A 24,385-nucleotide genomic window follows, 5' to 3' on the forward strand; every position below is an offset into this window, starting at 1 on the left:
CGTGTCCCTCCCCGTCGTCATCGGCTTCACCATCCTCCAGCGCTATCTGGTCGCCGGCCTCACCGCCGGCGCCGTGAAGGGCTGAACACCCCGCCCAGTCCAGGAGATCCACATGTCTCTGTCCCGCCGCACCATGCTCAAGATCGGCGGTCTCGGCGCCCTCGGGACGACCCTCGCCGCCTGCGCCCCCGCCACGAACACCCCCGCACCCGCCGGCACCGAAGGCCTCAAGGACGACGGCGTCAAAGAGTTCCCCCTGACCAGCTGGTCGTTCAACGAGGCGGTCACCAAGGAACCGATCCAGGCCCAGATCGACAAGTACACGGCCGCCAACGCCGGGACGAAGATCAGCACGCCGTCGTACCCGTACAACGACTACCTCAACCAGCTGCTGCTGCAGGTGCAGGGCGGGCAGCTGACCGGCGCCGTCCAGCTCGACGTCGCCTGGCTCGCCACCCTCGCCGCCACCGGCAAGCTCCTGGACCTCAAGAGCGTCGCCGGCGGCCTCGACTACTCCCCGGCGGCCCTGGCGCTCGGGCAGTCCGGCGGGGTGCAGTACGGCCTGCCGTGGACCTTCGCCGGCATCGGCCTCATCAGCAACAACGAGCTGCTGACGAAGGCCGGGGTGACCAGCCCGCCGAAGACGGTCGCCGAGTTCGAGGCGGCGCTCACCGCCGTCAAGGGCCTCGGCGGTGGGGTCGTGCCGTGGGCGGGCATGACGAAGGTCGACCAGTTGAAGGACATCATCCCGTGGATGTGGGAGTTCGGCTCCCCGATCGTGGAGAACAACAAGGTCGTCATCGGCGACGACGGCAGCGTCGAGGCGCTCACCTGGTACAAGAAGCTCTACGACCAGAAGCTCATCGCCCCCGACGTCAACCGCGTCGACGCCCGCGCCCTCATGTCCCAGGGCAAGACCGCCTTCTACGAGGACGCCATCGGCGGCCGCGCCGCCGTCACGAAATCCTCGCCCGACAAGGACCTCGGCACGAAGATGGTCCCCGTCGCCCGGCCCGTTCTCAAGCAAGGCGACAAACCGCGGCACCTCGCCTGGGGGCAAGTGATCGCCGTGATGAACGGTGCCGGCGCCGCCGCAGCCGCGAACTACGCCAGGACCGTCACCACCGACCCCGGGTACAACGTCGACTGGTTCAAGAAGACGGGCCTGCCGCCGACCACCAATGCCGGCCTCGCCGACTCCGCCGTCAAGAACGACAAGTTCGCCACCGACTTCACCAGCCAGATCGGCGCCAACTCCAGCGCCAGCCCGTTCTGGGTCTACCCGCAGTTCTCCCAGATGGAGAAGGTCCTGGCCGAGGAGGTCCAGTCGATCCTCATCGGCAAGAAGTCGCCGAAGGACGCGCTCATGTCCGCCCGCGACCGGATGAACGCCCTCATCAAATGAGCTTCGACGACCTGCTCCGCGGCCGCCCACTGGTGGCGATCCTGCGTGGTGTACCGGTTGCGCGGGCCCTCGAGATCGCCCGCGCCGTGTGGGACAGCGGCCTCGGCGTGGTCGAGGTCCCGATCCAGACCCCCGAGGCGGTCGAGTGCCTGCGCGCGCTCGCCGCCGAGGGGCACCCCGTCGGCGCCGGCACCGTCCGCAGCGCGGCGCAGGTCGAGGCCGCCGCCGAGGCGGGCGCGGTGTTCACCGTCGCGCCCGGCCTGGACCTCGACGTGGTGCGGGCCAGCCAGGCGGCCGGCCTGCCGCACCTGCCGGGCGTCGCCACTCCGTCCGAGGTCCACCACGCGCTGCAAGCGGGTTGCGAGTGGCTCAAGGCGTTCCCCGCCGGAGCGCTCGGCCCCGCCTGGCTGCGCGAGCTGCGCGGCCCGTTCCCCGAGGCGAAGTTCGTCGCCACCGGCGGCATCGGCGCCCACAACGCACCCGAATACCTGGCCGCCGGCGCCCGCGCGCTGGGGGTCGGCGGCGCCGTCACCACCGACGGCGGCCTGCCACCGCTCCTGGAGGTCCTCCGCCGAACCTGACCGACCCACGCTCCGAGGCGCCGCCGCGGACCAGCCACACCTCCGAGGCACGGCCGCACCGCACCCGGTGCTCTGCGCCGCAAGCGGTGCGCCGCGTCGCACGCAGCGATGCGTTGCGCCACAGACGGTGCGCCACGCCGCACACGGCGGTGCGTTACGCCGCAAGCGGTGTGCTGCGCCGCCGATGGTGCGCCGTGCCGCACGCGGTGGTGTGCCTGGCCGCGCCGGCGCCACGTGAGCAAGCCCCGAGGAAGAGGCCCATGCACAGAGCCGCCCTGGTCGCCGCCACCGCCATGGCGACGGCCCTCGTCACCGTGCCCGCAACCGCCGTGCACGCCGCCCCCGCCACCGTCACCCTGGTGCCGTACGGCATCGACAGCTCCAACCAGGCCGCCTGGTGGTCGCCGCTGGACACGTACACCCCCGGCAACGACTACGCGTATCTGGCGTTCAACGAGCCCGGCTCCACCGCCGGCACGCACCGCGTCGCCATCGCCCGCCGCGACACCGCCGGCGGCTGGACGAGGCTGCCCGTCATGAACGGCGCCGCCCAGGCCGAGTACGCCGACGACATCGGGCACAACCAGCCGTCGGTCGCGCGCGACGGCAGCGGCCGGCTGCACGTGTTCGCCAGCATGCACAACAACGCCTGGCGCTACTTCCGCTCCGACACCGTCGGCGGCGCGCCCACCAACCACGCCGCGGACCTGCCGGACCAGGGGATCGGCGTCACGTACCCGGTGCTGACCACCGCGCCGAACGGCGACCTGTACCTCATCGCGCGGCTCGACGGGAGCACCGCCCGCTCCGGCCGGCTGTACCGGTGGAACAACGCCGCCGCGACGTGGACCCGGGTGGCCGTCTTCGCCGAGTCCGCCAACCGCGCCGTCTACCCAGACGACCTGCAGTTCGACACCGCCGGCAACCTCCACGTCCTGTGGGAGTGGGGGCTGTACCCGGCGACCGCGTTCCGCCACCAGCTCAGCTACCTGCTGTACAAGCCCGCGACCGGCACGTTCGCCGACCACACCGGTGCCGCGGTCGCCGTGCCCGTCAGCACCGCCACCGCCGACGTCATCCAGCCGGTCGAGGCCGGCGAGGTGTACCAGGGCAACGACGGCACGGGACCGGCCGTGCAGAGCGCGAAGCTCACGGTCGACGGCACCAGCCCGAAGGTCGCGTACCGCTACCGGAGCGCGACGAACTTCATGGTCCGCTACGCGTACGTCTCAGGCACCACCTGGGTCCGGGACACGGTGTACTCCGCCGCGCAGACCAGCGCCGCCATCGACATCACCTGGCACCCGACGGAGCAGAAGCGCGTCTACTACACCACCGCGGCCGGCGTGATGTACGTGGCGACCAAGCCCGGCACCGCGTGGACCGCCGCCGCCGTCGCGCCCGGGATCCCCGTGCAGCGCTTCGCGGTCGAACGCACCACCGCCGGCGTCGACGTGCTCTATCTCGTCGACCTCACCAACCTTCGCCTGTACTACGGGAGGAACTGATGCGCCGCCTGCTTGCAATCGTGTTGCTGGTGCCTGTCGCCGTCGGCCTGGGAACCGCCACGGCCGCCCACGCCGACCCCGCCGGCACCGGCTACACCCTCGTCTTCGAGGACCAGTTCAACGGCACCGCGGTCGACACCGCGAAGTGGAACTACCGCACCGACTCCAAGGCGTACAGCACCCAGCGCCCGCAGAACGTGTCCGTCAGCGGGGGAGCGCTGAACATCGCCCTGAAGAAGGAGACGTACGGCGGCAAGGACTACACCGGCGGCGGCGTGGTCAGCAAGCAGACGCTGCGCTACGGCTACTACGAGACCCGGGCGAAGCTCAACGACGGCGCCGGCTGGCACAGCTCGTTCTGGCTCATGTCCGGCGACGGCTCGACGACCTTCCCGGCGTCGCAGCGCACCGAGATCGACGGCTTCGAGATCGACTCGATCAGCCCGACCCGGATCCACCACGGCGTGCTGACCTGGAAGGGCAACGGCGTGTCCGCCGGGAAGTCGTACGGCACCACGTACACCAGCGACACGATCGACTCGAGGGACTGGCACGTCTACGGCATCGACTGGTCCGAGACCAGCACGAAGTTCTACGTCGACGGCGTGCTCAAGTACACCGCGCCCTACCTGCCGACGGACTGGACGCACGACTACACGAGCATCTGGCTCACCAGCATCGCCTACGGCAGCGTCCCCGACGCGAGCAAACTGCCGTCGGCCGTGCAGTTCGACTACGTGCGCTACTGGCAGAAGGACTACTACGTCGACGACGACGGGCCGGCCGCGTACGGCTACAGCGAGACCGGCACCTGGTCGCCGTCGACGCTGACCGGCTGGACGACCGGCTCGCCGACCCGCTACGCGGCCTGCAGCTCGGGTGGGAACACCGCGACCTGGCGCCCCAACCTCCGTGCGGCGGGCACCTACAAGGTCTCCTACTACAAGGTGACGGCCGCCAACAGCGACCCTGCCGCGAAGCTCGCCGTCGCCGGCACCCAGACGACGGTCAACGGCACCTCGGGCCCGTCCGGCTGGGTCGACCTGGGCACCTTCGCCCTGCCCGCCGGCACCGGCACCGCGGTCATTCTGACCAGCTCGGGCACTGGCTGCGCCCGCGCCGACGCGGTCAGGTTCGTCCGGGTGTGAGCCGCCGCGCCGGTCGCCCACCGGGCCACGCCGCAGGCCCGCGAGCGACCGGCGCGGCCACGTCGCGGGCCCCGGAGCGGAGATTGTTGACTTGCGGAATACTTGCTCGGCAAGTACCGTTGCAGCAGGCGACAAACCCGCTCAGCCCTGGAGGCACAAGATGCCCGCGATCACCGTCGAAAACGTCCTTGCGCTGCCGCGCGTGTCCACCCCGGACCCTGTGTCGGCGCGCCCCCGCCCGGTGGTGTCGGTGACGACGGCGCCGAAGGGATTCGAGGGCGAAGGCTTCCCCGTCCGGCGCGCGTTCGCCGGCGTCGACCTGCGCACCCTCGACCCGTTCATCCACATGGACCAGATGGGCGAGGTCGAATACGCCCCGGGCGAGCCGAAGGGCACCCCGTGGCACCCGCACCGGGGGTTCGAGACCGTCACGTACATCATCGACGGCGAGTTCGTGCACAACGACTCGCACGGTGGTGGCGGCGTCATCCGTGACGGCGACACGCAGTGGATGACCGCCGGAAGCGGCTTGTTGCACATCGAGACCCCGCCCGAGCATCTCGTCGTCAGCGGCGGTCTCTTCCACGGCTTCCAGCTGTGGGTCAACCTGCCGCGCGCCGACAAGTTCGCCGCCCCGCGCTACCAGGACATCCGTGGTGGCCAGGTGGCGCTGCTCAGCTCGCCCGACGGCGGCTCGCTGCTGCGGGTCATCGCCGGTGAGCTCGACGGCCACGCCGGCCCCGGCAACACCTACACGCCGATCACGATGATCCACGCGACGATCTCGCCCGGGGCGTCGCTGACGCTGCCGTGGCGCAAGGACTTCAACGCGCTCGCCTACACCCTCGCGGGCAAGGGCAGCGTGGGCACGAAGGGCCGGCCGGTGGAGCTGGGCCAGCTCGCGGTCTTCGGCGAAGGTGACAGCATCACCGTCACCGCCGACGCGAAGCAGGACCCGCGCCACCCCACGATGGACGTGCTGTTCCTCGGTGGAAAGCCGATCCGCGAGCCCGTCGTGGCGTATGGTCCGTTCGTCATGAACACCAAGGCCGAGGTGGTCCAGGCGTTCGAGGACTACCAGGCCGGCCGGCTCGGCACGATCCCGGCCGCGCACGCCGCAGTGCAAGGAGAGGCGTCCTAAGTGGACATCGAGGTCGTCGACGACCCGCAGCAGCACCGCTTCGAGCTGCGGGTCGACGGAGCGCACGCGGGTGCGGCCTACTACCGGCTGCACCCGGGTGAGATCGTCTTCACCCACACCGAGGTCGACAAGGAGTACGAGGGCAAGGGCCTGGGCAGCAAGCTCGCCGCCGGCGCCCTGAACGCGGCGAAGGAGCGGGCACTGCGTGTCGTCCCGCAGTGCCCCTTCATCGCCGCCTACCTCAAGCGGCACCCAGAGCTCAGCTGAGCGGCTGCAGCCCGATCGGGTTCGGGTGCCGCAGCAGCGCCGACGCCTGCACGGCGATCGGGCGCAGCAGTTCGGCACAGCGCGCCGTGGCGGTCTCCCCGAGGGCCCGCCACGGCGCCGCGGCCAGGGCATCCGTCGTGCGTTCGACGGAGGTGTACGCCTCCCGCGCCCGGCCGGTCGCCTTCCCCTCCGCGTCCAGCCACCCACGGCCGCGCAGCCGGTCGATCGCCGCGGCCCACTCCTCGTCGGTCCAGCCGCGGGCGGGCTGGTAGAACTCCCGGCCGGCGCCGTCGAGCAGCGCGACCCGCCACACGTTGCACTCGGCCCCGTCCAGGCCCTCGACGAGCAGCGCCGCGAGGTGCCCGTCGCCGCGGTGCTCCCGCAGCACCGTCGCCGCCTGCCACAGCACGCCGGCCGGGTCCTCCGGCCACGGCAGCATCGCGTTGGCCGCGCCCAGCACCCGGCCGTGCAGGTCGGCCGCCTCCGCCGCCGCCCGCAACAGGCTTGCGACCTCCGTCAGGTCCCCGTCCACCGTGAGCAGGACCCGCCGCGACCCTTCCAGCCGCGCGGCGAGGGCCGCCTCCGGCGTGATCCGCGTCCACACGTCCGGCAGCGCCCGGGTCACCATCCGGGGCGCGAACCCGTAGAACGCCGCGATCACCGGCCCGGCCGGCACCGCGCCGAGCGGGGCGCTGCGGCCGGCGAAGTACCCCCGCCAGAACCCGCGCAGGCCCGCCTCCTCGAACGCGGCCAGGGCGTCCGGGGCGAAGTAGGTGACCGCGTGGACCGGCTCGAACAGGCTCCACATGCGACGTTCGGTCGACAACTCTGTCATGGACCTGACGGTATACGCGAACACGCCCGGCGGAGCGGGGGACTTTTTCACACCAGGCATTCCCGGAAACGGCTGTGACGTCGTTCACGGGGGTGAGGTGTACGGAACCGTTTCGTACTCTCCCGGGCCGGGAGTAGGGTTCGTGTACGAAACGGTTCCGTACACCTGCGATCCAGGACTTGCGGAACCCGGCCCTCGCACCTTAGGAAGTGGTCATGTCTCCCGCGCCGAAGCCCGAACGCCGTGAAGCGATCTGCGAAGCGGTCTTCGAGCTGCTCGGCGAGGTCGGATACGACCGCATGTCGATGGATGCCGTGGCGGCGCGGGCCCGCGCCAGCAAGGCGACCATCTACCGGGGCTGGCCCAACAAGCCCGACCTGGTGATGGACGCCTTCGAGCACCGGTTCGGCGGCTCGTACGAGCCGCAGGACACCGGGACGCTGCGCGGCGACCTGATGGCGCTGCTCACCGCGGCGTGCGAGGTGGCGAACAGTCCCGACGGCGACGTCATGACCGGTCTGCTGACCGCGGTCACCCGGAACCCGGAGCTGGCCGAGACGTTCCGCCGCTGCGTCTACGAGGCGAAGCGCTCCGCGTACGACACCATCGTGCGACGCGCGGTGGACCGTGGCGAGCTGCCCGCCGGAGCCACCTCCGACCTGCTGCAAGAAGTCCTGCACGCGCTGGTGCTCAACCGGACCATGTGGCACGAGGGGCCGCTCGACGAGGCGTTCGCCACGCGGGTCGTCGACCGGGTGCTGCTGCCCGTCCTGCGCCAGCCTGCCTGACCCGTATTCCTGCCTGTTGAAGGCCCGCCCGCCGGCCGGGTGCGGTCGCGATCAACCATGCCTTGGGAGGCACAAGCTCATGTCGAACCAATCGGGGGACTCGGCCGTCGCGGTCAACCCCAAACGCGCGACCGGTGAGGCCACGGCCGACCCCAAACGCTGGCTCGCCCTGTCGGTCATCGCCGTCGCGCAGCTCATGGTGGTCCTCGACGCCACCGTCGTGAACATCGCCCTGCCGTCGGCGCAGGAGGCCCTGCACATCTCCACCGCCGACCGTCAGTGGATCGTCACCGCGTACACCCTGGCCTTCGGCGGCCTGCTCCTCCTCGGCGGCAGGATCGCCGACTTCTTCGGCCGCCGCCGGACCTTCCTCATCGGCCTCCTCGGCTTCGCCGGCGCCTCCGCGCTCGGTGGCGCCGCGGTCAACGCCGAGACCCTCTACGCCGCCCGCGGCCTGCAGGGTGCCTTCGGCGCGCTCCTCGCGCCCGCCGCCCTGTCGCTGATCACGGTCACCTTCACCGAGGCGAAGGAGCGGGCCAAGGCGTTCGGCGTCTTCGGCGCGATCTCCGGCGGCGGCGCCGCCATCGGCCTCATCTCCGGCGGCCTGCTCACCCAGTACGCGAACTGGCGCTGGACCCTGCTGGTGAACATCCCGATCGCGATCATCGCCTTCGTGGCGGCGCTGCCGGTCGTGCGGGAGAGCAAGGCCACCGGCGACACGAAGTACGACATCCCGGGAGCGGTCCTCGCCACCCTCGGCCAGGTCGCGCTCGTGTACGGCTTCACGAAGGCCGCGACCGACGGCTGGAGCTCCGGCGTGACCATCGGCTGGCTCGTCGCCGCCGGCGTCCTGCTCGCCGCGTTCGTCGTGTGGGAGTCGCGGGCGAAGCACCCGCTGCTGCCGCTGCGCGTTCTGTGGGACCGCAACCGCGGCACCTCGTTCGTCGTGTCGGTCCTCGTCGGCGCGGGCATGCTCGGCATGTTCCTGTTCATGACGTTCTACCTGCAGCAGACGATGGGCTACTCGGCCCTCAAGAGCGGCGTCGCCTACCTGCCGTTCTCCGCCGGCATCATCGTCGCCGCCACCCTCGCGGCGCGCTTCCTGCCCCGCGTCGGCCCGCGCGTGATCATGTCGATCGGCGGGGTCATGGGCACCGCCGCGATGATCTGGCTGACCCGTCTCGACCTGCACTCCGACTACGTGGTGGACATCCTGCCCGCGTTCATCGCGATGAGCGTCGGCATGGGCCTCGTCTTCGTCCCGCTGAGCAGCGTCGCCCTCACCGGCGTCGCCAACCACGACGCCGGCGTGGCGAGCGCCCTGGTCAACACCACCCAGCAGGTCGGCGGCTCCCTCGGGACCGCGCTGCTCAACACCATCTTCACCACGGCCGTCACCGGCTACCTCACCACCCACGGCGCGGAGCCGCTCCAGCAGGCCGAGGCGGCGATCCACGGGTACAACGTGGCCTTCACCGCCAGCGCGGTCCTTCTCGGCGTCGCCGCCGTGCTGGTGATCCTGTTCATCCGGCGCACCCCTGCCGACGCCAGCACCGCCACCGACCAGGAGCAGGTGCCGGTCCTGGTGCATTGACGTCGCCTGTACGACAAGCCATAACCCTTTCGGGCACAACGCCCGGGCCCTGGCATCACCTCAGGTCGCCAGGTCCCGGGCGGGTCGTGCGCCGTCCGGTCAGCCGGACGGCGCTCGCGCGTGTCCCGGCGCCGGTCGCCTCAGTCGGGCGGGCGGCGCTCGGGCGTCTGCGGCGCCGGCCGCTTCGCCTGGGCCGGACGGCGCTCGGGCGAGGTGTGGCGCCGGCCGCTTCAGCTGGGTGGGGCGGTGCTCTCGCGGACGATGAGGTCGGCCGGGACGAGGATCTGCTCGGCGGTCGGTTCGGTGCCGGCGCGGGTCTCCGCGATCGCCCGGGTGAGCGCGGCCGCGGCCGCCCGGCCCTTCGCGAGGACGTCCTGGCGCACGGTGGTCAGCCCCGGCCGCATCCGGGCGGCGAGCGGGCTGTCGTCGAACCCGACCACCGACAGGTCCTCGGGCACCCGCAGGCCCAGGTCGTGCGCGGCCTGGACGACGCCCTGGGCGATCGCGTCGGAGAAGCAGAGGATCGCGGTGGGGCGCGGGTCCTGCGTGAGGAGGACCTTGGCGCCGTCGTAGCCGTCCTCGGGCTGGCCGTGCGCGAGCCGCACGACCGGCGGGGTGATGCCGGCCGGGGTCAGCGCGTCGAGCCAGCCGAGGATGCGCTGCTGGGCGACGTACCCGTCGATGACCGCCGCGTCCTCGTCGACCGCGGCGCCCGGGATGACGGAGCCGGCCGGCAGCAGGCCGTGGGCGCCGCGCACGCCGCTGGTGACGAAGGCGACGCGGCGGTGACCGAGGTCGACGAGGTGCTGGGCGGCGGCGCGGGCGCCGGGGCGGTCGGCGACGTTGACGCAGGGGATGCCGTCGGCGGGCACCTGGTCGATGAAGACGAGCGGGATCCTGCGCCGGATGAGCCAGTCCACGGCCGTGGACGCCGGGTCGCACGAGTAGACCATCGCGCCGTCCATGGCGACGTCCCTGGCGGGCACCACGTCGTCGCGGGCGGCGGCGGTCAGCAGCGTCAGGGCCAGGCCCGTCGGGGCCAGCTCCTCCGCGATCGCGCCGAGGAACGTGGTGGCCACCTCGTCGTTGAACGCATACCGCAGCGACTCGGTCAGCAGGACGCCGACGGCGCCGGTCGTGCCGCGGGCCAGGGCGCGGGCCGCGGGGTCGGGGCCCACATAGCCGAGCTCCGAGGCGACCGCCAGGATCTTGTCGCGCAGGGTGGGGGAGAGCTGGTCCGGCCGGGAGAAGGCATTGGAGACGGTCATCCGGCTCACACCGACCTGGTCGGCGATCGTCTGCAAGGTGACCCTCGCCATGCGCACCTCCCGGCTGTCGTCGCGGGGCCCCGTCAGGGGGACCCGCCGACGATATCCTGTCTCAGTTCGCGGGGCTGCACGCGGCGGCCGGGGCGACCGCGTCGGCGGCCCGGTGCAGGGTCGCCGCGAGTGCCGCGCGGACCCGGCGCGACCTGTCCGCCCGGCCGCCGATGAGCGGCGCGGCGGGCGCGACCACGGGCGCCTGGGGCAGTGCGCTGCGGACCTCGTGGGCCATCGCGTTCTGAGACTCGATCATCGCGAACGGGAACACGGCCGACCTCCTCGGACCAGGCCTGCCCGGTACTGTACCGGTCCAGTGCCTATACCGGTACAGTACCGACTGGCACTGTACCGGTCAAGCGAATTCGGGTCGTCGGAGGCAGCGACGCACGTCACTTGCGGCGCGGGGTCGTCCTCCGGGAGGAGGGCCTGCGCTTCGCGGTCGCCGCCGACCGCCGGTGGAACAGCCACGCGGCGACGCCGGCGAGCGCCGCGACGCCCAGCACGTACCAGACCCAGGTGTACGACGTCCGTGGTGCCGGCGCCGGAGGTGGTGCCGCCGCGGCCGGGGGCGGCGCGCAGACGATGTCCTGCGGCGCGCCGCCGGGAGCCACGTGCAGCACGCCCTGGCAGCGGCCGATCGCCGGCGTGCCCATCTCGGCCACGACCGTCCAGTCGCCGGTGGCGAGCGTGCCGGCGAACGTGAGCGCGTCACCGTTGCGGCGCAGGCCGGCGGGGCCCTCACGGCGCCCGTCGGCGGTCGTGGCCAGCAGTGTGATGCCGACGGCCTCGGTGACCGGGTGGCCGTCCTGCCAGGTCGCCGTCACCCACACCGAGCCGCGGCCGTCGCCGTGCAGGGTGAGGATGACGCCGTCATGGGCGGCGGCCGGCTTCGCGGTGCCGAGCACCGTGCCGGAGGCGAGGGCCAGGGCCGCCGCCACGCAGGCCGCGGCCCGGCGCCACAGGGGCGCCGGGCCGCGATCGGTTGAGGACCGGTTCACGCGCGCTGCGGGAGCCAGCTCTGGTACTTGGCGCCGCTCGGCTTCTGCAGGACGAGCAGCCGGCTGCCGAAGTACTGGTTGTTGCCGACGCCGACGACCAGGCCGCTCGCGGACTGCACCGAGACACCGAACTCCGTCTTGGTGATCGTCCACTGCAAGGCCTTCGCGCAGTCGCCCTGGACCAGGGTCGCACCGGCGACGTCCTTGTCACCCGTGGTGGTGATGCAGGCGTTCGTCGCCTTCGAGCGGACCACGTACTTGCCGCCGGCCACCTGCTCCAGCTTCCACTGCTGGTTCGCCCCGCCGTGCTGGCGGTAGATGATGATCGGCGTGCCGGCCGCGCTGCGGGCGCCGAACACGTCGGCCACCCCGCCGGTCAGGCTGTTGCCGAACACCATCCACGCGCCGGCCGTCGGCGCCGGGGCCGCCGCGGTGTGGACCTTCACGGTCGTCGTCCACGGGGTCAGGGCGCCGTTCTGCGCGAGCGAAATCCCGATCTGGTAGTCGGTGTCGGGGCGCATGCCGACGATCCGGACGTTGGTCGAGCCGACCTGGCCGATGGAGCGTCCATTGAGGACGACCGCGTAGCGGCTGCCGGCCGCGGCCGCGTCCCAGGACAGGCGCACCGAGTTGGCGGTGGTGTCACTGACCCGCAGCTCCTTGAGTCCCGTCGGCGGCTTCGTCGGAGTCGGAGTCGGCGACGCGGTCTTCGTGGGTGTCGGCGAGACCGACTTCGACGGCGAGGGCGACGTGGTCTTCGTGGGCGTCGGCGTCGGCGAGGCGGTCTTCGTCGGGGTGGGGGACGCCGTCGGCGACGGCGGGGGCGGCGTGGTGCCGCCGGGGCCCGCGATCAGGAACTGGTTGTTGGCCACGTTCCAGTTGTTCGCGAGGTAGCTGCCCGGGCTCGGGTTGGTGTTGTAGTAGTCGTCGTGGTTGCAGTCCATCCGGTTCTCACCGGCCTTGTCGGTGCAACCGGCCCGGACGGACGTCTTCAGGCCACCCGAGTCGTTGTAGCACATGATGTCGTACTCATCGAGGCAGTGCCCGGCCTTGCTGGAGTTCGGCGCGTTGTTGTTCACGGCGCCGAGGTTGTGCCCCAGCTCGTGCGCGGCGACGCTCGCCGTCCAGCAGCCGGAGTCGCTGCGGCCGTAGCCGGGGCCGCCGTTGCTGCGGTTGTTCACGCCCGGCTGGGTGTCGCCGTTGAAGGTGCCGATGCCGCAGTAGACCTTCGACTCGCCGAAGATCATGTACTTGCGGTCGGTCCGGTTGTACCCGAGGGCCTTGAGTCCCTGGATCGTCGCGTCGAAGGTGGCGAGGCCACCCGCGGGCAGCTCGACCTCGCGGACGTCGACCTTGCAGTCGGCGGTCGTCACGAAGCGGACGTGCCGCTCGCCGCCGGTCTCCTTGGCGCTGGTGTTGTAGATCGCGTCGACGCCGGCGCTCCAGGTGCGGAAGCTCTCCAGGTACTGGTTGAACCGGCTCGCCGTGCTGGCGTCGCGCACGTACAGCACCTGCACGCGCTTGCCGGCCACGCCGTCGCCGTCGCACGCCACGCCGGAGGCGCCGATCGTGTAGCCCAGCGCGGTGTCGGCGCCGGCCTCCGGGACCAGAGCGAAACCGCCCTCGGAGGCGACTGAGCCGTCCTCGGCGGTGACCGTCTGCTCCAGCGGGGCGGCCGCCGTGTCCGTCTCGGGGACGACCTGCGTGGGGCCGGCCGCGGTGATCGGGGCGATCGTGCCCCGCACGGTCAGGCCGGACGGCGGGACGTCAGGGCCGTGGCTGCACTGGCCGCGCTCGGTGAGCTGGTACCCGCCGACGCACGGCTGGCCCTTCTTCGCCGGCGTCAGACCCGCGTACACCAGGCCGAGCTCAGGGTTGTCGGCCGGCACGCGACTGATCGCGGCCGGACCTTTCTCGTTGAACAGGTCGTCGATCGCACCTGGTCCGGCGATCGCCGCACCCGTGCCGACCACCGCGACCGCCACGGTCACAGCCACGCGGCGCAAGACTCGAGACACGCTCGGTTCCTCCGGAGGGGAAAAAGGGGGCGCGGCGGGGACGGGCACAGGGCAGAGGTACCCGTCCCCGCCGCGCGCGGGACGGCCGGCCTTCGAGGGTGGCAAGGCGGGTGAGTGCCGGTCCGTCCACGTGGGAACGGGCTGACCATAGCGATCCGTCAACGTGCCGTTCCAGCCCGAACGACCCAATTAAGGGACTCATAACCGAGACTTGTGGCAGTCCTACGTTGCCGCTTCGCCAGATGGCGTTTCACGTCCCGCGGTCCCGACCGGCGGCGAACAGGCAGGCGTCCTACCTGTTCGCGGCGGGTGTGCGCCCGCTCCCTTTGTGTCGTCGGAGCAGCACAGAGTCTTCCGGATCAGCTCGATCGGAGGTCCGGAGGTGGGAGGCGGGCTCAGGCGGACTTGCCGCGGCGGCGGCGTTCGTTTGGCTCCCTGGAGAGGCGGCCGACGAGGCCGAACCGGCTCTGCGGCGGCTGCTCCTTCGGGGCCGGGTCGGCGTCGGCCATGACGATGACCACGCTGGCGCCGCCGAGCGTGGCGGACGTGCCGATGTTGACGGTGCCGTTGCCCTCGATCGCGACCCGCCGCACGATGTCCAGGCCCAGCCCGGTCGAGCCCTGGCCGCTCTCGCCGCGCTGCAGCGCCAGCTCCGGGTCCGGGATGCCGGGGCCGCCGTCCTCCACCCGCAGCACGACGTAGCCGTCGTCGCGCCGGGTGACCGCGACCTCGAAGGGCACGCCCTGCGGTGTGTACCGGATGACGTTGCCGATCAGCGCGTCCAGCGCGGCGGCGAGCTCGCTCTTCGCGACGTGGACCGGCGCCGGCCCCTCGGTGCCGATCGCCTTGCAGTCGCGCTCCTGGTCACCGGCGACCGCCGACCAGAACATCATCCGGTCCCGGACGACCTCGGCGACGTCGCAGCCCTGCTCGCCGGTCGACGCGGCGGCGCCGTCGCTGCGCTCGCCGCGGTCGGGAGTGGGGGAGTGCGCGTCGATCGGCTCCCGCATCGCGCGGATGAGCTTGTCGATCTCGACCTCGAGCGCGGCGATCGCGTCGCGGATCCGCTCGGCGTCCTGGCTGTCGTCGAGCGTCTCGGCGTCCAGCCGCAGCGCGGTCAGCGGCGTGCGCAGCCGGTGCGACAGGTCCGCGACCAGCTCGCGTTCGTTGGTCAGCAGCGCCATGATGCGGTCGGCCATCACGTTGAGCGCGAAGCTCGCCTCGGCCAGCTCCCGCGGCCCCGACGGGTCGAGGCGCACGTCGAGGTATCCCTCGCTCAGCGCCCCCGCGGCGCCCGCGAGCTGGCGGGCCGACGCGGTGACCTTCGCGGCGAGGCGGTCGCCGACCCAGACGGAGGCGATGACGAGCCCCAGCGCGACGGCGGTCAGCGCCCACCAGGCGCCGCTCACCCCGTTGGACAGCTCGTCGGAAGGGATGAAGACCTCCACAACCGCCGTGCGGCCCGACCCGACGTCCACCGGCTCCAGGTAGGACACCCCGCCGGTGACGGTCGCCGTGACCGGGGCCGCCTGGTCGGCGGCGCGCGCGAGGTCCTTCGGGGCGGCGTGCCCCGTGCCGATCTCGAGGCCTTCCTCGCCCAGGTTGTGCACCGAGACGCGGCTGACCGCCGGGCCGCCGGTGCTGGCGATGGCCCGTTCGATCGCCAGGGGGTCGGTGGTCACGGTGAGGACCGCCACGACCACGGCGGTCTGGCGTTCGGCGTCGGCGAAGGCGCGCTCGCGGGCGAGCTGCTGCACGACCAGCCCGAGGGGGATCAGGAACGCCAGGGCCACCATCGTGGTGACCGCGGCGCAGACGTAGGCGAGGGTCCGCCTCAGTCCGGCGCCGCGAACCTGAAGCCCACGCCCCGCACGGTGTGCAGGTATCTGGGCGCCGAGGCGCTCTCGCCAAGTTTCCGGCGTAGCCAGTACAGATGCACGTCGATCGTCTGGTCCTCGCCCACTGAGGGTTGCCGCCATACCTCCTCCAACAGCTCACGGCGTGAGACCACCCGTCCGGGCCGGGCGGCGAGGTACGCCAGCAGGTCGAACTCTTTGCGGGTCAGCGTCAGCGGCTCACCGTGCAAGTGTGCCTGCCGTTGTCCGATGTCGACACGCAAGCCTCCCACCTCGATGGCGGTGGGTTCCTCGCGGCTCGCCCGTCCGGTGCGGCGCAGCACGGAGGTCATCCGGGCGTCGAGGTGGGCGGAGGTGAACGGTTTGATCATGTAGTCGTCGGCGCCGGCCTTGAGCAGCCGCACGATCTCCGCCTCGTCGTCGCGCGCGGTGGCGATGATGATCGGCGTGTCGGCGATGCCGCGCAGCATCCGCAGCGCGTCGGCGCCGTCGAGGTCGGGCAGCCCGAGGTCGAGCACCACCAGGTCCGGCGTCTCGGCGGCGAACCGCCGCAGCGCCTCCAGCGCGGTGCCGACCGCGTGCACCGTGTGACCCCGGTCGGTCAACGAGCGCAGCAGGGCGCCCCGCACGACATGGTCGTCCTCAACCAGCAGCACCGTGGCCATGCGAAGAACATACGTCCTGGCGCAAGTGCCAGCTCTCGCGGTCGATGGACGAATCCGACATGTCCGGGTTTTTCGGAGGCGGTCATCCTCCGTTCGCCGGGACTTCCGTTCGTACGGGTACCTGTGGGTAACCGGGTGCCGTACAACTGCCGAGCATGACTGTCGATGCATTGACGCGCCGCGCCCTGCTGGTGACCGGCGGCGCGACCGCGGTCGCCGTGGTCACGGCCGCCGGCGCGCACGCCGCGACCCCGGTCTTCCTGCACGGCGTGGCCTCCGGCGACCCGCTGCCTGACGGCGTCCTGCTCTGGACCCGGGTGACCCCCACGCCGTCGGCCACCCCCGGCTCGGGTGCCGGGCCGTCGGTCGCGGTGACCTGGCAGATCGCCACCGACCCCGGGTTCGCCGACGTGGTCGCCGGCGGCACCGTCACCACCGGGCCCGAGCGCGACCACACCGTCAAGGTCGACGCCCGCGGCCTGGCCCCCGCGACGACCTACCACTACCGCTTCGGCGTCGCCGGGGTCTGGTCGCCGGCCGGCCGCACCCGGACCGCGCCCGCCGCCGACGCCGACCTGGCCCTGCTGCGCTTCGGCGTCGTCTCCTGCTCCAACTGGGAGGCCGGTTACTTCGCGGCGTACCGGCACCTGGCCGCCCGCGGCGACCTCGACGCGGTCGTCCACCTCGGGGACTACATCTACGAGTACGCGACGGGAGGCTTCACCGCCGGCGGCACCACGGTGCGTCGCACCGAACCGGCCCACGAGATCGTCAGCCTCGCCGACTACCGCATCCGGCACGCGCAGTACAAGACCGATCCCGACGCACAGGCGTTGCACGCCGCCGTCCCGTGGGTTATCACCTGGGACGACCACGAGGTCGCCAACGACATGTGGGCCGGCGGCGCGGAGAACCACGACCCCGCGACATCCACACGTCGTGGGCCAACGAGCTGGTCACGAGGTCCACGGTCGGCTCGCCGACCGCCGTCGAGTTCGTCGTGCCGTCCGTGACGAGCGACAACGTCAACGACTTCCTCGGCGTCCCGCCCGGCTTCGTCGGCCCGGTCGCCGCGTCGCTGGTGCAGGCGGCCAACGGGCACGTGAAGTGGGCCGAGCTGGAAGGGCACGGCTACGGCGTGCTGGAGATCCGCCCCGACGCGTGCCGGATGGAGTGGTTCCACGTCCGGGAGCGCACCGACCGCGACACCACCGCCCGCCGGGTCAAGGCCTACGCGGTGCGCAGCGGCGCGTCACGGCTGGTCGTCCAGTAGCCGCCCGATCACCTGCAACGCCTGCTCGACGTCCGGTTCGCCGTCGGCGATCGCGTCCGCGTAGAGGAAGCTCTCGCCGATGCGGACCAGGACGAAGGCCAGGGTCCGCGCGTCCATCCTCGGGGTGAACGCGCCGGCCGCGATCTCCTCCTGCAGGAGGCCCTCCAGGTGCGCGCGGACCCCCGGCTGGACGACACCGTGCTTCGACGTGAGGATGCGCAGCGCCGCCTCGGGCTCGGCGGCGAGGAAGTGCCGCAGGCTCGGCTGCTCGATGACGCCGGCAAGGAAGTTGCCGATCACCGCGACGATCCGGTCGGCGCCGCGGCGGCCCTCGGCGTGCTTCACGGCCCGTTGGAGGCTGCGCTGGGTGAGCTGCCACAGCACCGCGCCGAGCAGTTGGTCGCGGCCGCCGGCGCGCCGGTACAGCGTGGCGCGGCCCATGCCCAGCTCGGCCGCGAGCGAGCGCATGTCGACCCGGCGCTGCTCCAGGAACCGCCGCATGGCCGCATCGAAGATCTCGTCGGGCGGCATGCCAGGCAGGTTACACGCCTTGAGACAGATCCTGAACTGTCTCAGCGGGCGCCTCGGCGATGTCGGACGGGTCGGTGTTCGCCCCGCAGAGCACCACCGCCACCCGACCCGCGTCGCCGAGCCGCCCGAGCCCCGCGTAGGCGGCGGCCGCGCCGAGCTCGACCACGATCCGGTGCTCCGCCCACAGGCGTTTGCGGGCCTGGACGATCGCATCGTCGTCCACGAGCACGCTCCGCACCCCGTGCCGGACGGCCGACTCGAGCGCGATCGTCCCCACGCGCCGCGCACCGAGCGAGTCCGCGGCGACGCTGTCCACGACCACGTCCACGGGACGACCCGCGGCGAGGGCCGCGTGCAAGGTCGGTGCACCCGCTGGCTCGACGGCGACGACCCGCGCCCGGTCACCGACCGCCGCCGCGACGCCACCGACGAGCCCCCCGCCGCCGGTGGCGACCAGGACGGTGTCGACCTCGGGCAGCTCGAGCGCGAGCGTGCCCTGCCCGGCGACGATCTCCGGCTGGTCGTACGCGTGCACGAACAGCGCCCCGGTCTCCGCCACCCGGATCGTCGAGGCCGCGTAGGCCTCCGCGTACTCCCGCCCGTGCTGGTGCACGACGGCGCCGAGCTGCCGCAGCTTGCGGACCTTCACCGCCGGCGCGACCTCTGGCACGAACACCTCCGCCGGGATGCCGAGCCGTGCCGCCGCGAACGCCACCGCCAGCCCCGCGTTGCCACCCGACGCCGCGACGACCCCCGCGGCCGGCAGCTCACCGTCCTCCCGCGCGGCGAGGATCCGGTTGAACGCACCGCGCGCCTTGAACGAGCCGCTGTGCTGCAGGAGCTCCAGCTTGAACCACAGCCCGGGCGCCACCTCGACCGATGGGGTGCGCCGCACATGCCCTTCGATCCGCCGCGCCGCCGCCTCCACCGCGTCCCTGTCGACCATGCGCCCACCCTACGTCCACGCCCCCCGCACCCACCGTCGATCCGCCGCCCACCACCACCCCGCAGAGGCTGGCCAATACCCGAATTTGTGGCTTTGTTCGGCAAGTGTCGGTGCGGGTCAGAGGCCGGCTGGGCGGCCGCCGCGGCCCTCGCCGGAAGCGAACCTGGCGGCGCCGCCCGTGGCACCCGCGTGGAGCGAGGCGACGCCGAGACGGTGCTCGATCGCGAGGGCGTCTTCGAGGGGGCGGCCCAGCGAGTCGTACACCGAACGGCGGTCATTGCGCAGGCACTCCTGCGGCAGGTCGGCGAGCGTCGCGGCCAGGGCCTCCGCCGCGCGCCTGGCCTCGCCGGGCGGCACGACACGGTCCGCGAGGCCGATGCGGTGCGCTTCCGCCGCGTCGACGGGCCGGCCGGTCAGGATCAGGTCGAGGGCGCGGCCGACCCCGATCAGCTGCGGCAGCCGGACCGTTCCGCCGTCGATCAGCGGCACGCCCCAGCGCCTGCAGTACACGCCGAACGTCGCCGTCTCCTCGACGACCCGCAGGTCGCACCAGATCGCCAGCTCCAGGCCGCCCGCGACAGCATGCCCGGCGACCGCCGCGATCACGGGCTTGGTGAGCCGCATCCGGGTCGGGCCGAGCGGGCCGTCGCCGTCGGGCTCGACGCGGTTGCCGGTGCCCGCCGCGACGGCCTTCAGGTCGGCACCGGAGCAGAACGTGCCGCTGGCGCCCCACAGTACTGCGACCGCGGCGGTGTCGTCGGCGTCGAACTCGCGGAACGCCGCCGCGAGCCGCTCCGCCGTGTCCCGGTCGACGGCGTTGCGGGTCTCCGGCCGGTCCAGCACGACCGTCCACACGGGTCCCGACCGTTCGATGCGCACACTCATACCGGCCAGTGTCGCCGGAATGGACGACGGCCGCGCCCGGACCCCGTTCCCGGGTCGGACGCGGCCGTGCAAGGCCCGTGCGGCGAGCACGCTCAGCGGCGCCGCCGGCGGTAGCTTCCGTAGCGGGTGTGCCAGGTGCCCGCGCCGGCGAGGTGCAGGGCGACGCACAGGAACCCGGCCAGGCTCAGGGTCCCCACGTCGAGCACCGGCCCGGCGTCGGCCCCGAACAGGTCCATCAGCAGCGCGACAGCGAACAGGATCGCGGCGATCACAGCGAACACAACGGCCTCCTTCGTAGTGATCGCTGAGTACCCAACGCCCGCGAAACCTAATCGACGCCGTCGATGCCGAGCAGGTCGGCGAGGGCGACCCGGCCGTCCGGCGTGACCCGCACGGCCCGTCCCGACCCGATCCGCGCGACCCAGCCGCGGGCCAGGAAGCGTTCGCACAGCCGTGCCCCGGCGACCCCGGCGAGGTGCGGGCGCCGCTCCGTCCAGTCGAGGCAGGCGCGGGCCACCGGCCGCTTGCCGCCGTCGAGCCGCAGGCCCTGGCCGGCCATCCAGCGCAGGCCCGCCTCCGTCAGCGCGAAACCTCCCGACTGGTCCAGCAGCCCCCGCGCCGTCAGCGCGTCCGTGACCGCGACGCCGAGCCGCCCGGCGAGGTGGTCGTAGCAGGTCCGCCCGCGTGCGAGCGCCGCCGAGGCCGTCGCCGCGCGCAGCCCGGTGGGCCGCGTCGCGTCCGGCGCCAGCCGCGCCGACATGTCCTCCAGCAGCGCGGCGACGGAGGCGTCGGCGAGCCGGACGTACCGGTGCCGCCCCTGCCGCTCCTCGGCCAGCAGCCCGCCGGCCGTCAGCCGGTGCAGGTGCTCGGTCGCGGTGGACCGCGCGACCCCGGCGTGCCGGGCCAGCTCGCCTGCGGTCCATGCCCGGCCGTCGAGCAGCGCCAGGCACATCGCGGCCCGGGTCTCGTCGGCGAGGAGCGCGGCGAGCTGCGCGAGCGAGGACGGTGCGGTCATACCCCCGATTGTCCGCGCAGGTCAGTTCGTCCCGGGCCGAACGGTCGCGGTCCTACCGTCGGACCATGCAGACGATCGACGACCCGGGCGCCGCCCTCGCCGTGCTCGACGACCCGGCGTTCGTGGTCCCGCCGGTGCCCGCCGCCACCCACGGCATCGCCTGGCTGCGATCCGCCGTCGGCCGGTTCAGCGACGGCGACGCGTACACCCGCCGCCGTGCCCTCAGCGAGTCCCTGCTGTCCACAGTGGACCCTGCAGCGCTCCGGGACGCCGCCGCGTCATCCCCGCACCTTCACCCCGTGCAACTCCTGTGCACCGCCCTCGGCCTGCCCTCCTCCTCACGGACGACCCTCGCCACGGTCCGCGTCGTCGCTGCCGCGTACCACCCGGGCACCGGCGACGAGCCCGCCGCCGACGAGGCGGTGCGCGCGCTGGTGGACCTGTGCGGCGGGGTACCGGACGAGACCACCGCCGCGCGGATCGGCCTGCTGGTCCAGGCCTGCGACGCGACGGCCGCCCTGATCGCCCGGGCCCGGGCCGCGGGCCTGGAAGCGGCGCTCCGCGACACCCCACCGGTCCCGGCCACGAAGCGCATGGCCACCCGGCCGGTCACCCTCACAGCCGGCCACCCCGACTTGGTCGACCCCTCCGGCACCCACGCCGAACCAGGCAACCGAACGGCCGCCGCCGACCCGGCCGACCGTGACCGCCCCGAGGTCCGTGTCGAGCCGGGTGGCCGCCCTGGAGTCCGCGTCGGTCCGGACGGGCGTCCCGGAGTCCACGTTGAGCCGGGCGAGCGTTCCGGGACCCGGGACGAGGCGGGCCGCATCCGGGTCGAGGCGGGCGAGGTGGTGCGCGTCAGTCTTCAGGGCATCCCGTTCGGTGCGGGTCCGCGGCGTTGTCCGGGCCGTGCCCACGCGATCGCGATCGCCGAAGGGGTCGTCAGCGCCTCGGTGGCGGAGACCCGGGAGGTGGGCGGTGAGTGACTTCCGGTCCCTGCATCGCCCGGGTGCGCCGCTCGTCCTGCCGAACGTCTGGGACGTCGCGTCGGCCAGGATGCTGGTGCGGGCGGGGTTCGTGGCGGTCGGGACGACGAGCCTCGGAGTCGCCGCGGCGAACGGCGTGCCCGACGGGGAAGGTGCCACCGACGCGGACGCGCTGCGGCTCGTCCGGAGAATCGCCGGGCTGCCCTGCCACGTGACGGTCGACATCGAGCGTGGCTCGGTGGGCCTGGCGGTCGCGGTCGCCGCCGCGGGGGCCGCCGGGGTCAACGTCGAGGACGCGATGGGGCCGGTCGAGACGCAGGTGCGCCTCATCAGGGCGGTGAAGCGGGAGGTGCCCGAGCTGTTCGTCAACGCGCGCACCGACACGCACTGGCAGCGGGCCGGTGACCTGGGCGAGGCGGTGCGGCGGGTGCGGGCGTACGCGGACGCCGGAGCCGACGGGGTGTTCGTCCCGGGGCTGCGGGAACCGGGCGACATCGATGCCGTCGTCCGTGCGGTGGACGTGCCGGTCAACGTCCTGCACGACCCTTGCGGGCCCACCCTCGCGGAGCTGACGGCGCTGGGCGTGCGGCGGGTGAGCACCGGGTCGCTGCTGTTCCGGGCGGCGCTCGCCGCGACCGTGGAGGCCGCCCGCGCGGTCCGCGACGGCACCCCGGTGCGCACCGCAGGCCTGCCGACGTACGCGGACATCGCCGCCACGGGCTGACAAAGCCAACACAACAGGGCCAGGCCGCCGTCAAGAAGCGACACGAGCCAGGCCGCCCCCAAGGGGCGGCAAGGACCAGAACAGCGTCAGGTGGCCAGCGGGGCCGAGGACTCGCGGTGCACCAGGGTGGCGGCGGCCGGCTCCACGCGGGGCGTCCGCGCCCGGTCCTCCAGCGCCAGGGTCATCGCCCGCGCCCCCATCTCCGTCAGCGGCAGCCGGACCGTAGTCAGCGCCGGCGTCACGTCCCGGGCGATCGGCATGTCGTCGAACCCGACCACGCTCATCTGCGACGGCACCGCGATCCCCCGCTCGCGCAGCACGCTGAGCGTGCCGACGGCCATGGAGTCGTTCAGGGCGACGATCGCCGTCAGGTCGGGGGAGTCGTCCAGCAGCCGGCGGGTGGCGTCGGCGCCGCTGTCGCGGTCGAAGTCGGCGAAGACGATCCGGCGCGGCGGCAGCGTCCGCCCGTACTGCTTGGCCGCCCGGCGCAGCCCCGCGAGCCGGTCGGTGGTCGTGGTCAGAACCTTCGGGCCGGCGATGACCCCGACCTTGCGGTGCCCGCCGCCGAACACCTCCACCCCGGCGAGGTGCCCGCCGTCGGCGTTGGCGGGCATGACGGCGTCGCCGGGCAGCTCGTGCCGGCCGATGACGCTGACCCTGCCGCCGGTGCGGGTGTAGGCGGCGAGCTTGCCGGTCAGCGCCTTCGTGAACGCCGGGTCGTGGTAGCCGGAGCCGGCCAGGATGATCGCGGCGACCTGCTGGGCCCGCAGCAGCTCCACGTACTCCAGCTCGCGCGACGGGTCGCGGTAGCTGTTGCAGATGATGACGAGCCGCCCGTTCGCCGTGGCGACCTGTTGCAGCCCCCGGGTGATCTCGGCGAAGTACGGGTCGGAGACGTCGTGCACGATCACGCCGACCGCGGTCCGCTGCGCGCGGGCGAGGAACTGCGCGTGCGCGTTCGGCACGTACTGCAGCTCGTCCACGGCGCGCAGCACCCGCTCGCGCAGCTCGTCGGTGACGAGCTTCGTGCTGCCGCTGATGATCCGCGAGGCGGTCGCGGGAGACACCCCGGCACGGCGGGCCACGTCGGCGAGCGTCGCCATCATCCGCCCCCTTCCATTGACTCGTTCGCAGCATACGGGTTAGCGTCGACATCACCAGAGGAAAGCGTTTTCCTGGAGGATCGAAGATGGACCAGCTGCCCGGTGCGGTCGGAATCTCCCGGCTGTCCGTCTACGACTCGCTCGCCCCCGACGGGCTGCTCGGCGGGACCCCGCACATGCACCTCACCTGCTCGGAGGGGTACGTGGTGACCGCCGGCGAAGGGCTCGTGCAGACGCTGTCCAGCGGCGGCTACCGCGAGACGCGACTCGAGCCCGGCACCGTCGCCTGGTTCCCGCCCGGCACGATCCACCGCCTCGTCAACCAGGGCGGCCTGCAGATCGTCGTGGTGATGCAGAACAGCGGCCTGCCCGAGGCCGGCGACGCGGTCCTGACGTTCCCACCGGACGTCCTCGCCGACCCTGACGCCTACGCGGAGGCCGCGCGGCTGCCCGAGGGCGGCGTGCCGGGCACCGACCTGAGCGCTGCCTTCCGCCGCCGCGACCTGGCCGTCACCGGCTTCCTCATCCTGCGCGACAAGGGCCCCGACGCGCTCGGCGAGTTCCACGCGGCCGCCGCCCGGCTGATCGCCCCGAAGCTGCCCGCCTGGCGCGAGAAGTGGGAGCGCGGCGCGCTCCAGGCCGCGCTGGAGACGGGGAAGCAGATCGACGCGCTCGCCGCCGGCGACGCGAGTCACCTCGGCCACGGCGGCATCAGCGTGCTGCCGCAGCCGAGCGAACACGGCCGGCACGGCATGTGCGGCCTGCTCGACACCTACCACGCCACCGCCGCCTGAGG

General features: G+C 72.9%; 24 protein-coding genes and 1 pseudogene. 12 read left to right on the plus strand and 13 right to left on the minus strand.

All coding sequences use genetic code 11. The features are described 5' to 3' along the window. Nucleotides 1-112: 112 nt before the first annotated feature. The 6 genes from ABZ321_RS47035 to ABZ321_RS47060 all read left to right on the plus strand — a co-directional run bounded on the left by ABZ321_RS47035 (nt 113) and on the right by ABZ321_RS47060 (nt 6,050). Nucleotides 113-1,405: an extracellular solute-binding protein gene (locus ABZ321_RS47035; protein ID WP_354902875.1), complete on the plus strand. Its 1,293-nt coding sequence runs from the start codon at nt 113-115 to the stop codon at nt 1,403-1,405. After that, on the plus strand, nt 1,402-1,986 hold the full coding sequence (locus ABZ321_RS47040; protein WP_354902877.1) for a bifunctional 4-hydroxy-2-oxoglutarate aldolase/2-dehydro-3-deoxy-phosphogluconate aldolase: 585 nt from the start codon (nt 1,402-1,404) through the stop codon (nt 1,984-1,986). Before ABZ321_RS47035 ends, ABZ321_RS47040 begins: the two co-directional genes overlap by 4 nt. Before the next feature lie 260 nt (nt 1,987-2,246). Continuing rightward, nucleotides 2,247-3,494, plus strand: a complete 1,248-nt coding sequence (locus tag ABZ321_RS47045; protein ID WP_354902880.1) for a BNR-4 repeat-containing protein — start codon at nt 2,247-2,249, stop codon at nt 3,492-3,494. Further along, nucleotides 3,494-4,642, plus strand: coding sequence for a glycoside hydrolase family 16 protein (locus tag ABZ321_RS47050; RefSeq protein ID WP_354902883.1), 1,149 nt, complete (start codon nt 3,494-3,496; stop codon nt 4,640-4,642). Before ABZ321_RS47045 ends, ABZ321_RS47050 begins: the two co-directional genes overlap by 1 nt. Nucleotides 4,643-4,802: 160 nt before the next feature. Then, nucleotides 4,803-5,783, plus strand: a complete 981-nt coding sequence (locus ABZ321_RS47055) for a pirin family protein (protein ID WP_344512813.1) — start codon at nt 4,803-4,805, stop codon at nt 5,781-5,783. Further along, entirely contained in the window at nt 5,784-6,050 is a 267-nt protein-coding gene (locus tag ABZ321_RS47060) for a GNAT family N-acetyltransferase (RefSeq protein ID WP_344512815.1), read from the plus strand. Here the strand turns inward: ABZ321_RS47060 and ABZ321_RS47065 are convergent. Continuing rightward, nucleotides 6,043-6,885, minus strand: a complete 843-nt coding sequence (locus ABZ321_RS47065; RefSeq protein WP_354902887.1) for a hypothetical protein — start codon at nt 6,883-6,885, stop codon at nt 6,043-6,045. The two genes, ABZ321_RS47060 and ABZ321_RS47065, sit on opposite strands and share 8 nt — an antisense overlap. A gap of 215 nt (nt 6,886-7,100) precedes the next feature. Here ABZ321_RS47065 and ABZ321_RS47070 point away from each other — a divergent pair, with 215 nt between their 5' ends. Both ABZ321_RS47070 and ABZ321_RS47075 read left to right on the plus strand, forming a co-directional pair. Beyond that, nucleotides 7,101-7,673: a TetR/AcrR family transcriptional regulator gene (locus ABZ321_RS47070; protein ID WP_344512819.1), complete on the plus strand. Its 573-nt coding sequence runs from the start codon at nt 7,101-7,103 to the stop codon at nt 7,671-7,673. Between the two features lie 79 nt (nt 7,674-7,752). Beyond that, nucleotides 7,753-9,267: an MFS transporter gene (locus ABZ321_RS47075; protein WP_344512821.1), complete on the plus strand. Its 1,515-nt coding sequence runs from the start codon at nt 7,753-7,755 to the stop codon at nt 9,265-9,267. A gap of 230 nt (nt 9,268-9,497) precedes the next feature. Here the strand turns inward: ABZ321_RS47075 and ABZ321_RS47080 are convergent, their stop codons facing one another. The 6 genes from ABZ321_RS47080 to ABZ321_RS47105 all read right to left on the minus strand — a co-directional run bounded on the left by ABZ321_RS47080 (nt 9,498) and on the right by ABZ321_RS47105 (nt 16,126). Further along, a complete protein-coding gene (locus ABZ321_RS47080) occupies nt 9,498-10,586 on the minus strand; it encodes a LacI family DNA-binding transcriptional regulator (protein ID WP_354902889.1) in 1,089 nt (362 codons plus the stop codon). Nucleotides 10,587-10,647: 61 nt separating this feature from the next. After that, nucleotides 10,648-10,857 carry a hypothetical protein gene (locus ABZ321_RS47085; RefSeq protein ID WP_344512825.1) on the minus strand — a complete coding sequence of 70 codons (210 nt, stop codon included), beginning with the start codon at nt 10,855-10,857 and terminating at the stop codon, nt 10,648-10,650. 121 nt (nt 10,858-10,978) lie between these two features. Continuing rightward, nucleotides 10,979-11,587: a hypothetical protein gene (locus ABZ321_RS47090; RefSeq protein WP_354902892.1), complete on the minus strand. Its 609-nt coding sequence runs from the start codon at nt 11,585-11,587 to the stop codon at nt 10,979-10,981. Further along, nucleotides 11,584-13,584, minus strand: coding sequence for an RICIN domain-containing protein (locus ABZ321_RS47095; RefSeq protein WP_354902894.1), 2,001 nt, complete (start codon nt 13,582-13,584; stop codon nt 11,584-11,586). The genes ABZ321_RS47090 and ABZ321_RS47095 overlap by 4 nt, the downstream gene beginning before the upstream one ends. A gap of 416 nt (nt 13,585-14,000) precedes the next feature. Beyond that, complete coding sequence (locus ABZ321_RS47100; protein ID WP_344512831.1) at nt 14,001-15,401, minus strand: HAMP domain-containing sensor histidine kinase; 1,401 nt, start codon at nt 15,399-15,401, stop codon at nt 14,001-14,003. A 38-nt stretch (nt 15,402-15,439) separates the two neighbouring features. Then, nucleotides 15,440-16,126, minus strand: coding sequence for a response regulator transcription factor (locus ABZ321_RS47105; RefSeq protein WP_033363396.1), 687 nt, complete (start codon nt 16,124-16,126; stop codon nt 15,440-15,442). 155 nt (nt 16,127-16,281) lie between these two features. Between ABZ321_RS47105 and ABZ321_RS47110 the strand changes: the two are divergent. Then, nucleotides 16,282-17,399: pseudogene (locus ABZ321_RS47110) on the plus strand (alkaline phosphatase D family protein). Here the strand turns inward: ABZ321_RS47110 and ABZ321_RS47115 are convergent. From ABZ321_RS47115 to ABZ321_RS47135, 5 genes are all read right to left on the minus strand, one after another. Then, complete coding sequence (locus ABZ321_RS47115; RefSeq protein WP_344512835.1) at nt 17,379-17,930, minus strand: QsdR family transcriptional regulator; 552 nt, start codon at nt 17,928-17,930, stop codon at nt 17,379-17,381. The pseudogene ABZ321_RS47110 and the gene ABZ321_RS47115 sit on opposite strands and share 21 nt — an antisense overlap. 10 nt (nt 17,931-17,940) lie before the next feature. Then, nucleotides 17,941-18,876: a serine/threonine dehydratase gene (locus tag ABZ321_RS47120; RefSeq protein WP_354902898.1), complete on the minus strand. Its 936-nt coding sequence runs from the start codon at nt 18,874-18,876 to the stop codon at nt 17,941-17,943. 117 nt (nt 18,877-18,993) lie between these two features. Then, on the minus strand, nt 18,994-19,761 hold the full coding sequence (locus ABZ321_RS47125) for a crotonase/enoyl-CoA hydratase family protein (RefSeq protein WP_354902901.1): 768 nt from the start codon (nt 19,759-19,761) through the stop codon (nt 18,994-18,996). 92 nt (nt 19,762-19,853) lie between these two features. Continuing rightward, the gene (locus ABZ321_RS47130) at nt 19,854-20,042 is read right to left on the minus strand and encodes a hypothetical protein (RefSeq protein ID WP_344512841.1); all 189 of its coding nucleotides are present in this window, start codon (nt 20,040-20,042) and stop codon (nt 19,854-19,856) included. Nucleotides 20,043-20,089: 47 nt separating this feature from the next. Then, complete coding sequence (locus ABZ321_RS47135) at nt 20,090-20,776, minus strand: winged helix-turn-helix domain-containing protein (protein WP_344512843.1); 687 nt, start codon at nt 20,774-20,776, stop codon at nt 20,090-20,092. Between the two features lie 65 nt (nt 20,777-20,841). On the opposite strand from ABZ321_RS47135, the gene ABZ321_RS47140 reads away from it, so the two are divergent. Together ABZ321_RS47140 and ABZ321_RS47145 are read left to right on the plus strand one after the other, a co-directional pair. Further along, on the plus strand, nt 20,842-21,762 hold the full coding sequence (locus tag ABZ321_RS47140; protein WP_354902904.1) for a hypothetical protein: 921 nt from the start codon (nt 20,842-20,844) through the stop codon (nt 21,760-21,762). Then, on the plus strand, nt 21,755-22,486 hold the full coding sequence (locus ABZ321_RS47145) for an isocitrate lyase/phosphoenolpyruvate mutase family protein (RefSeq protein WP_354902907.1): 732 nt from the start codon (nt 21,755-21,757) through the stop codon (nt 22,484-22,486). Before ABZ321_RS47140 ends, ABZ321_RS47145 begins: the two co-directional genes overlap by 8 nt. Nucleotides 22,487-22,572: 86 nt before the next feature. Here the strand turns inward: ABZ321_RS47145 and ABZ321_RS47150 are convergent, their stop codons facing one another. Then, entirely contained in the window at nt 22,573-23,589 is a 1,017-nt protein-coding gene (locus tag ABZ321_RS47150; protein WP_344512848.1) for a LacI family DNA-binding transcriptional regulator, read from the minus strand. An 86-nt stretch (nt 23,590-23,675) separates the two neighbouring features. Between ABZ321_RS47150 and ABZ321_RS47155 the strand changes: the two genes are divergently transcribed. After that, nucleotides 23,676-24,383, plus strand: coding sequence for a cupin domain-containing protein (locus ABZ321_RS47155; protein ID WP_354902910.1), 708 nt, complete (start codon nt 23,676-23,678; stop codon nt 24,381-24,383). Nucleotides 24,384-24,385 lie beyond the last annotated feature (2 nt).

This window comes from Dactylosporangium sp. NPDC006015, from assembly GCF_040614215.1.
GTDB lineage: Bacteria > Actinomycetota > Actinomycetes > Mycobacteriales > Micromonosporaceae > Dactylosporangium > Dactylosporangium maewongense.

Coding starts and splice junctions, on each gene's coding strand:
- ABZ321_RS47045 (WP_354902880.1), top strand. CDS start 2,247: ATGCACAGAGCCGCCCTGGTCGCCGCCACCGCCATGGCGACGGCCCTC.
- ABZ321_RS47150 (WP_344512848.1), bottom strand. CDS start 23,589: ATGGCGACGCTCGCCGACGTGGCCCGCCGTGCCGGGGTGTCTCCCGCG.
- ABZ321_RS47065 (WP_354902887.1), bottom strand. CDS start 6,885: ATGACAGAGTTGTCGACCGAACGTCGCATGTGGAGCCTGTTCGAGCCG.
- ABZ321_RS47105 (WP_033363396.1), bottom strand. CDS start 16,126: ATGGCCACGGTGCTGCTGGTTGAGGACGACCATGTCGTGCGGGGCGCC.
- ABZ321_RS47075 (WP_344512821.1), top strand. CDS start 7,753: ATGTCGAACCAATCGGGGGACTCGGCCGTCGCGGTCAACCCCAAACGC.
- ABZ321_RS47135 (WP_344512843.1), bottom strand. CDS start 20,776: ATGACCGCACCGTCCTCGCTCGCGCAGCTCGCCGCGCTCCTCGCCGAC.
- ABZ321_RS47070 (WP_344512819.1), top strand. CDS start 7,101: ATGTCTCCCGCGCCGAAGCCCGAACGCCGTGAAGCGATCTGCGAAGCG.
- ABZ321_RS47040 (WP_354902877.1), top strand. CDS start 1,402: ATGAGCTTCGACGACCTGCTCCGCGGCCGCCCACTGGTGGCGATCCTG.
- ABZ321_RS47120 (WP_354902898.1), bottom strand. CDS start 18,876: ATGGTCGACAGGGACGCGGTGGAGGCGGCGGCGCGGCGGATCGAAGGG.
- ABZ321_RS47155 (WP_354902910.1), top strand. CDS start 23,676: ATGGACCAGCTGCCCGGTGCGGTCGGAATCTCCCGGCTGTCCGTCTAC.
- ABZ321_RS47050 (WP_354902883.1), top strand. CDS start 3,494: ATGCGCCGCCTGCTTGCAATCGTGTTGCTGGTGCCTGTCGCCGTCGGC.
- ABZ321_RS47140 (WP_354902904.1), top strand. CDS start 20,842: ATGCAGACGATCGACGACCCGGGCGCCGCCCTCGCCGTGCTCGACGAC.
- ABZ321_RS47115 (WP_344512835.1), bottom strand. CDS start 17,930: ATGCCGCCCGACGAGATCTTCGATGCGGCCATGCGGCGGTTCCTGGAG.
- ABZ321_RS47035 (WP_354902875.1), top strand. CDS start 113: ATGTCTCTGTCCCGCCGCACCATGCTCAAGATCGGCGGTCTCGGCGCC.
- ABZ321_RS47055 (WP_344512813.1), top strand. CDS start 4,803: ATGCCCGCGATCACCGTCGAAAACGTCCTTGCGCTGCCGCGCGTGTCC.
- ABZ321_RS47080 (WP_354902889.1), bottom strand. CDS start 10,586: ATGGCGAGGGTCACCTTGCAGACGATCGCCGACCAGGTCGGTGTGAGC.
- ABZ321_RS47100 (WP_344512831.1), bottom strand. CDS start 15,401: ATGGTGGCCCTGGCGTTCCTGATCCCCCTCGGGCTGGTCGTGCAGCAG.
- ABZ321_RS47125 (WP_354902901.1), bottom strand. CDS start 19,761: ATGAGTGTGCGCATCGAACGGTCGGGACCCGTGTGGACGGTCGTGCTG.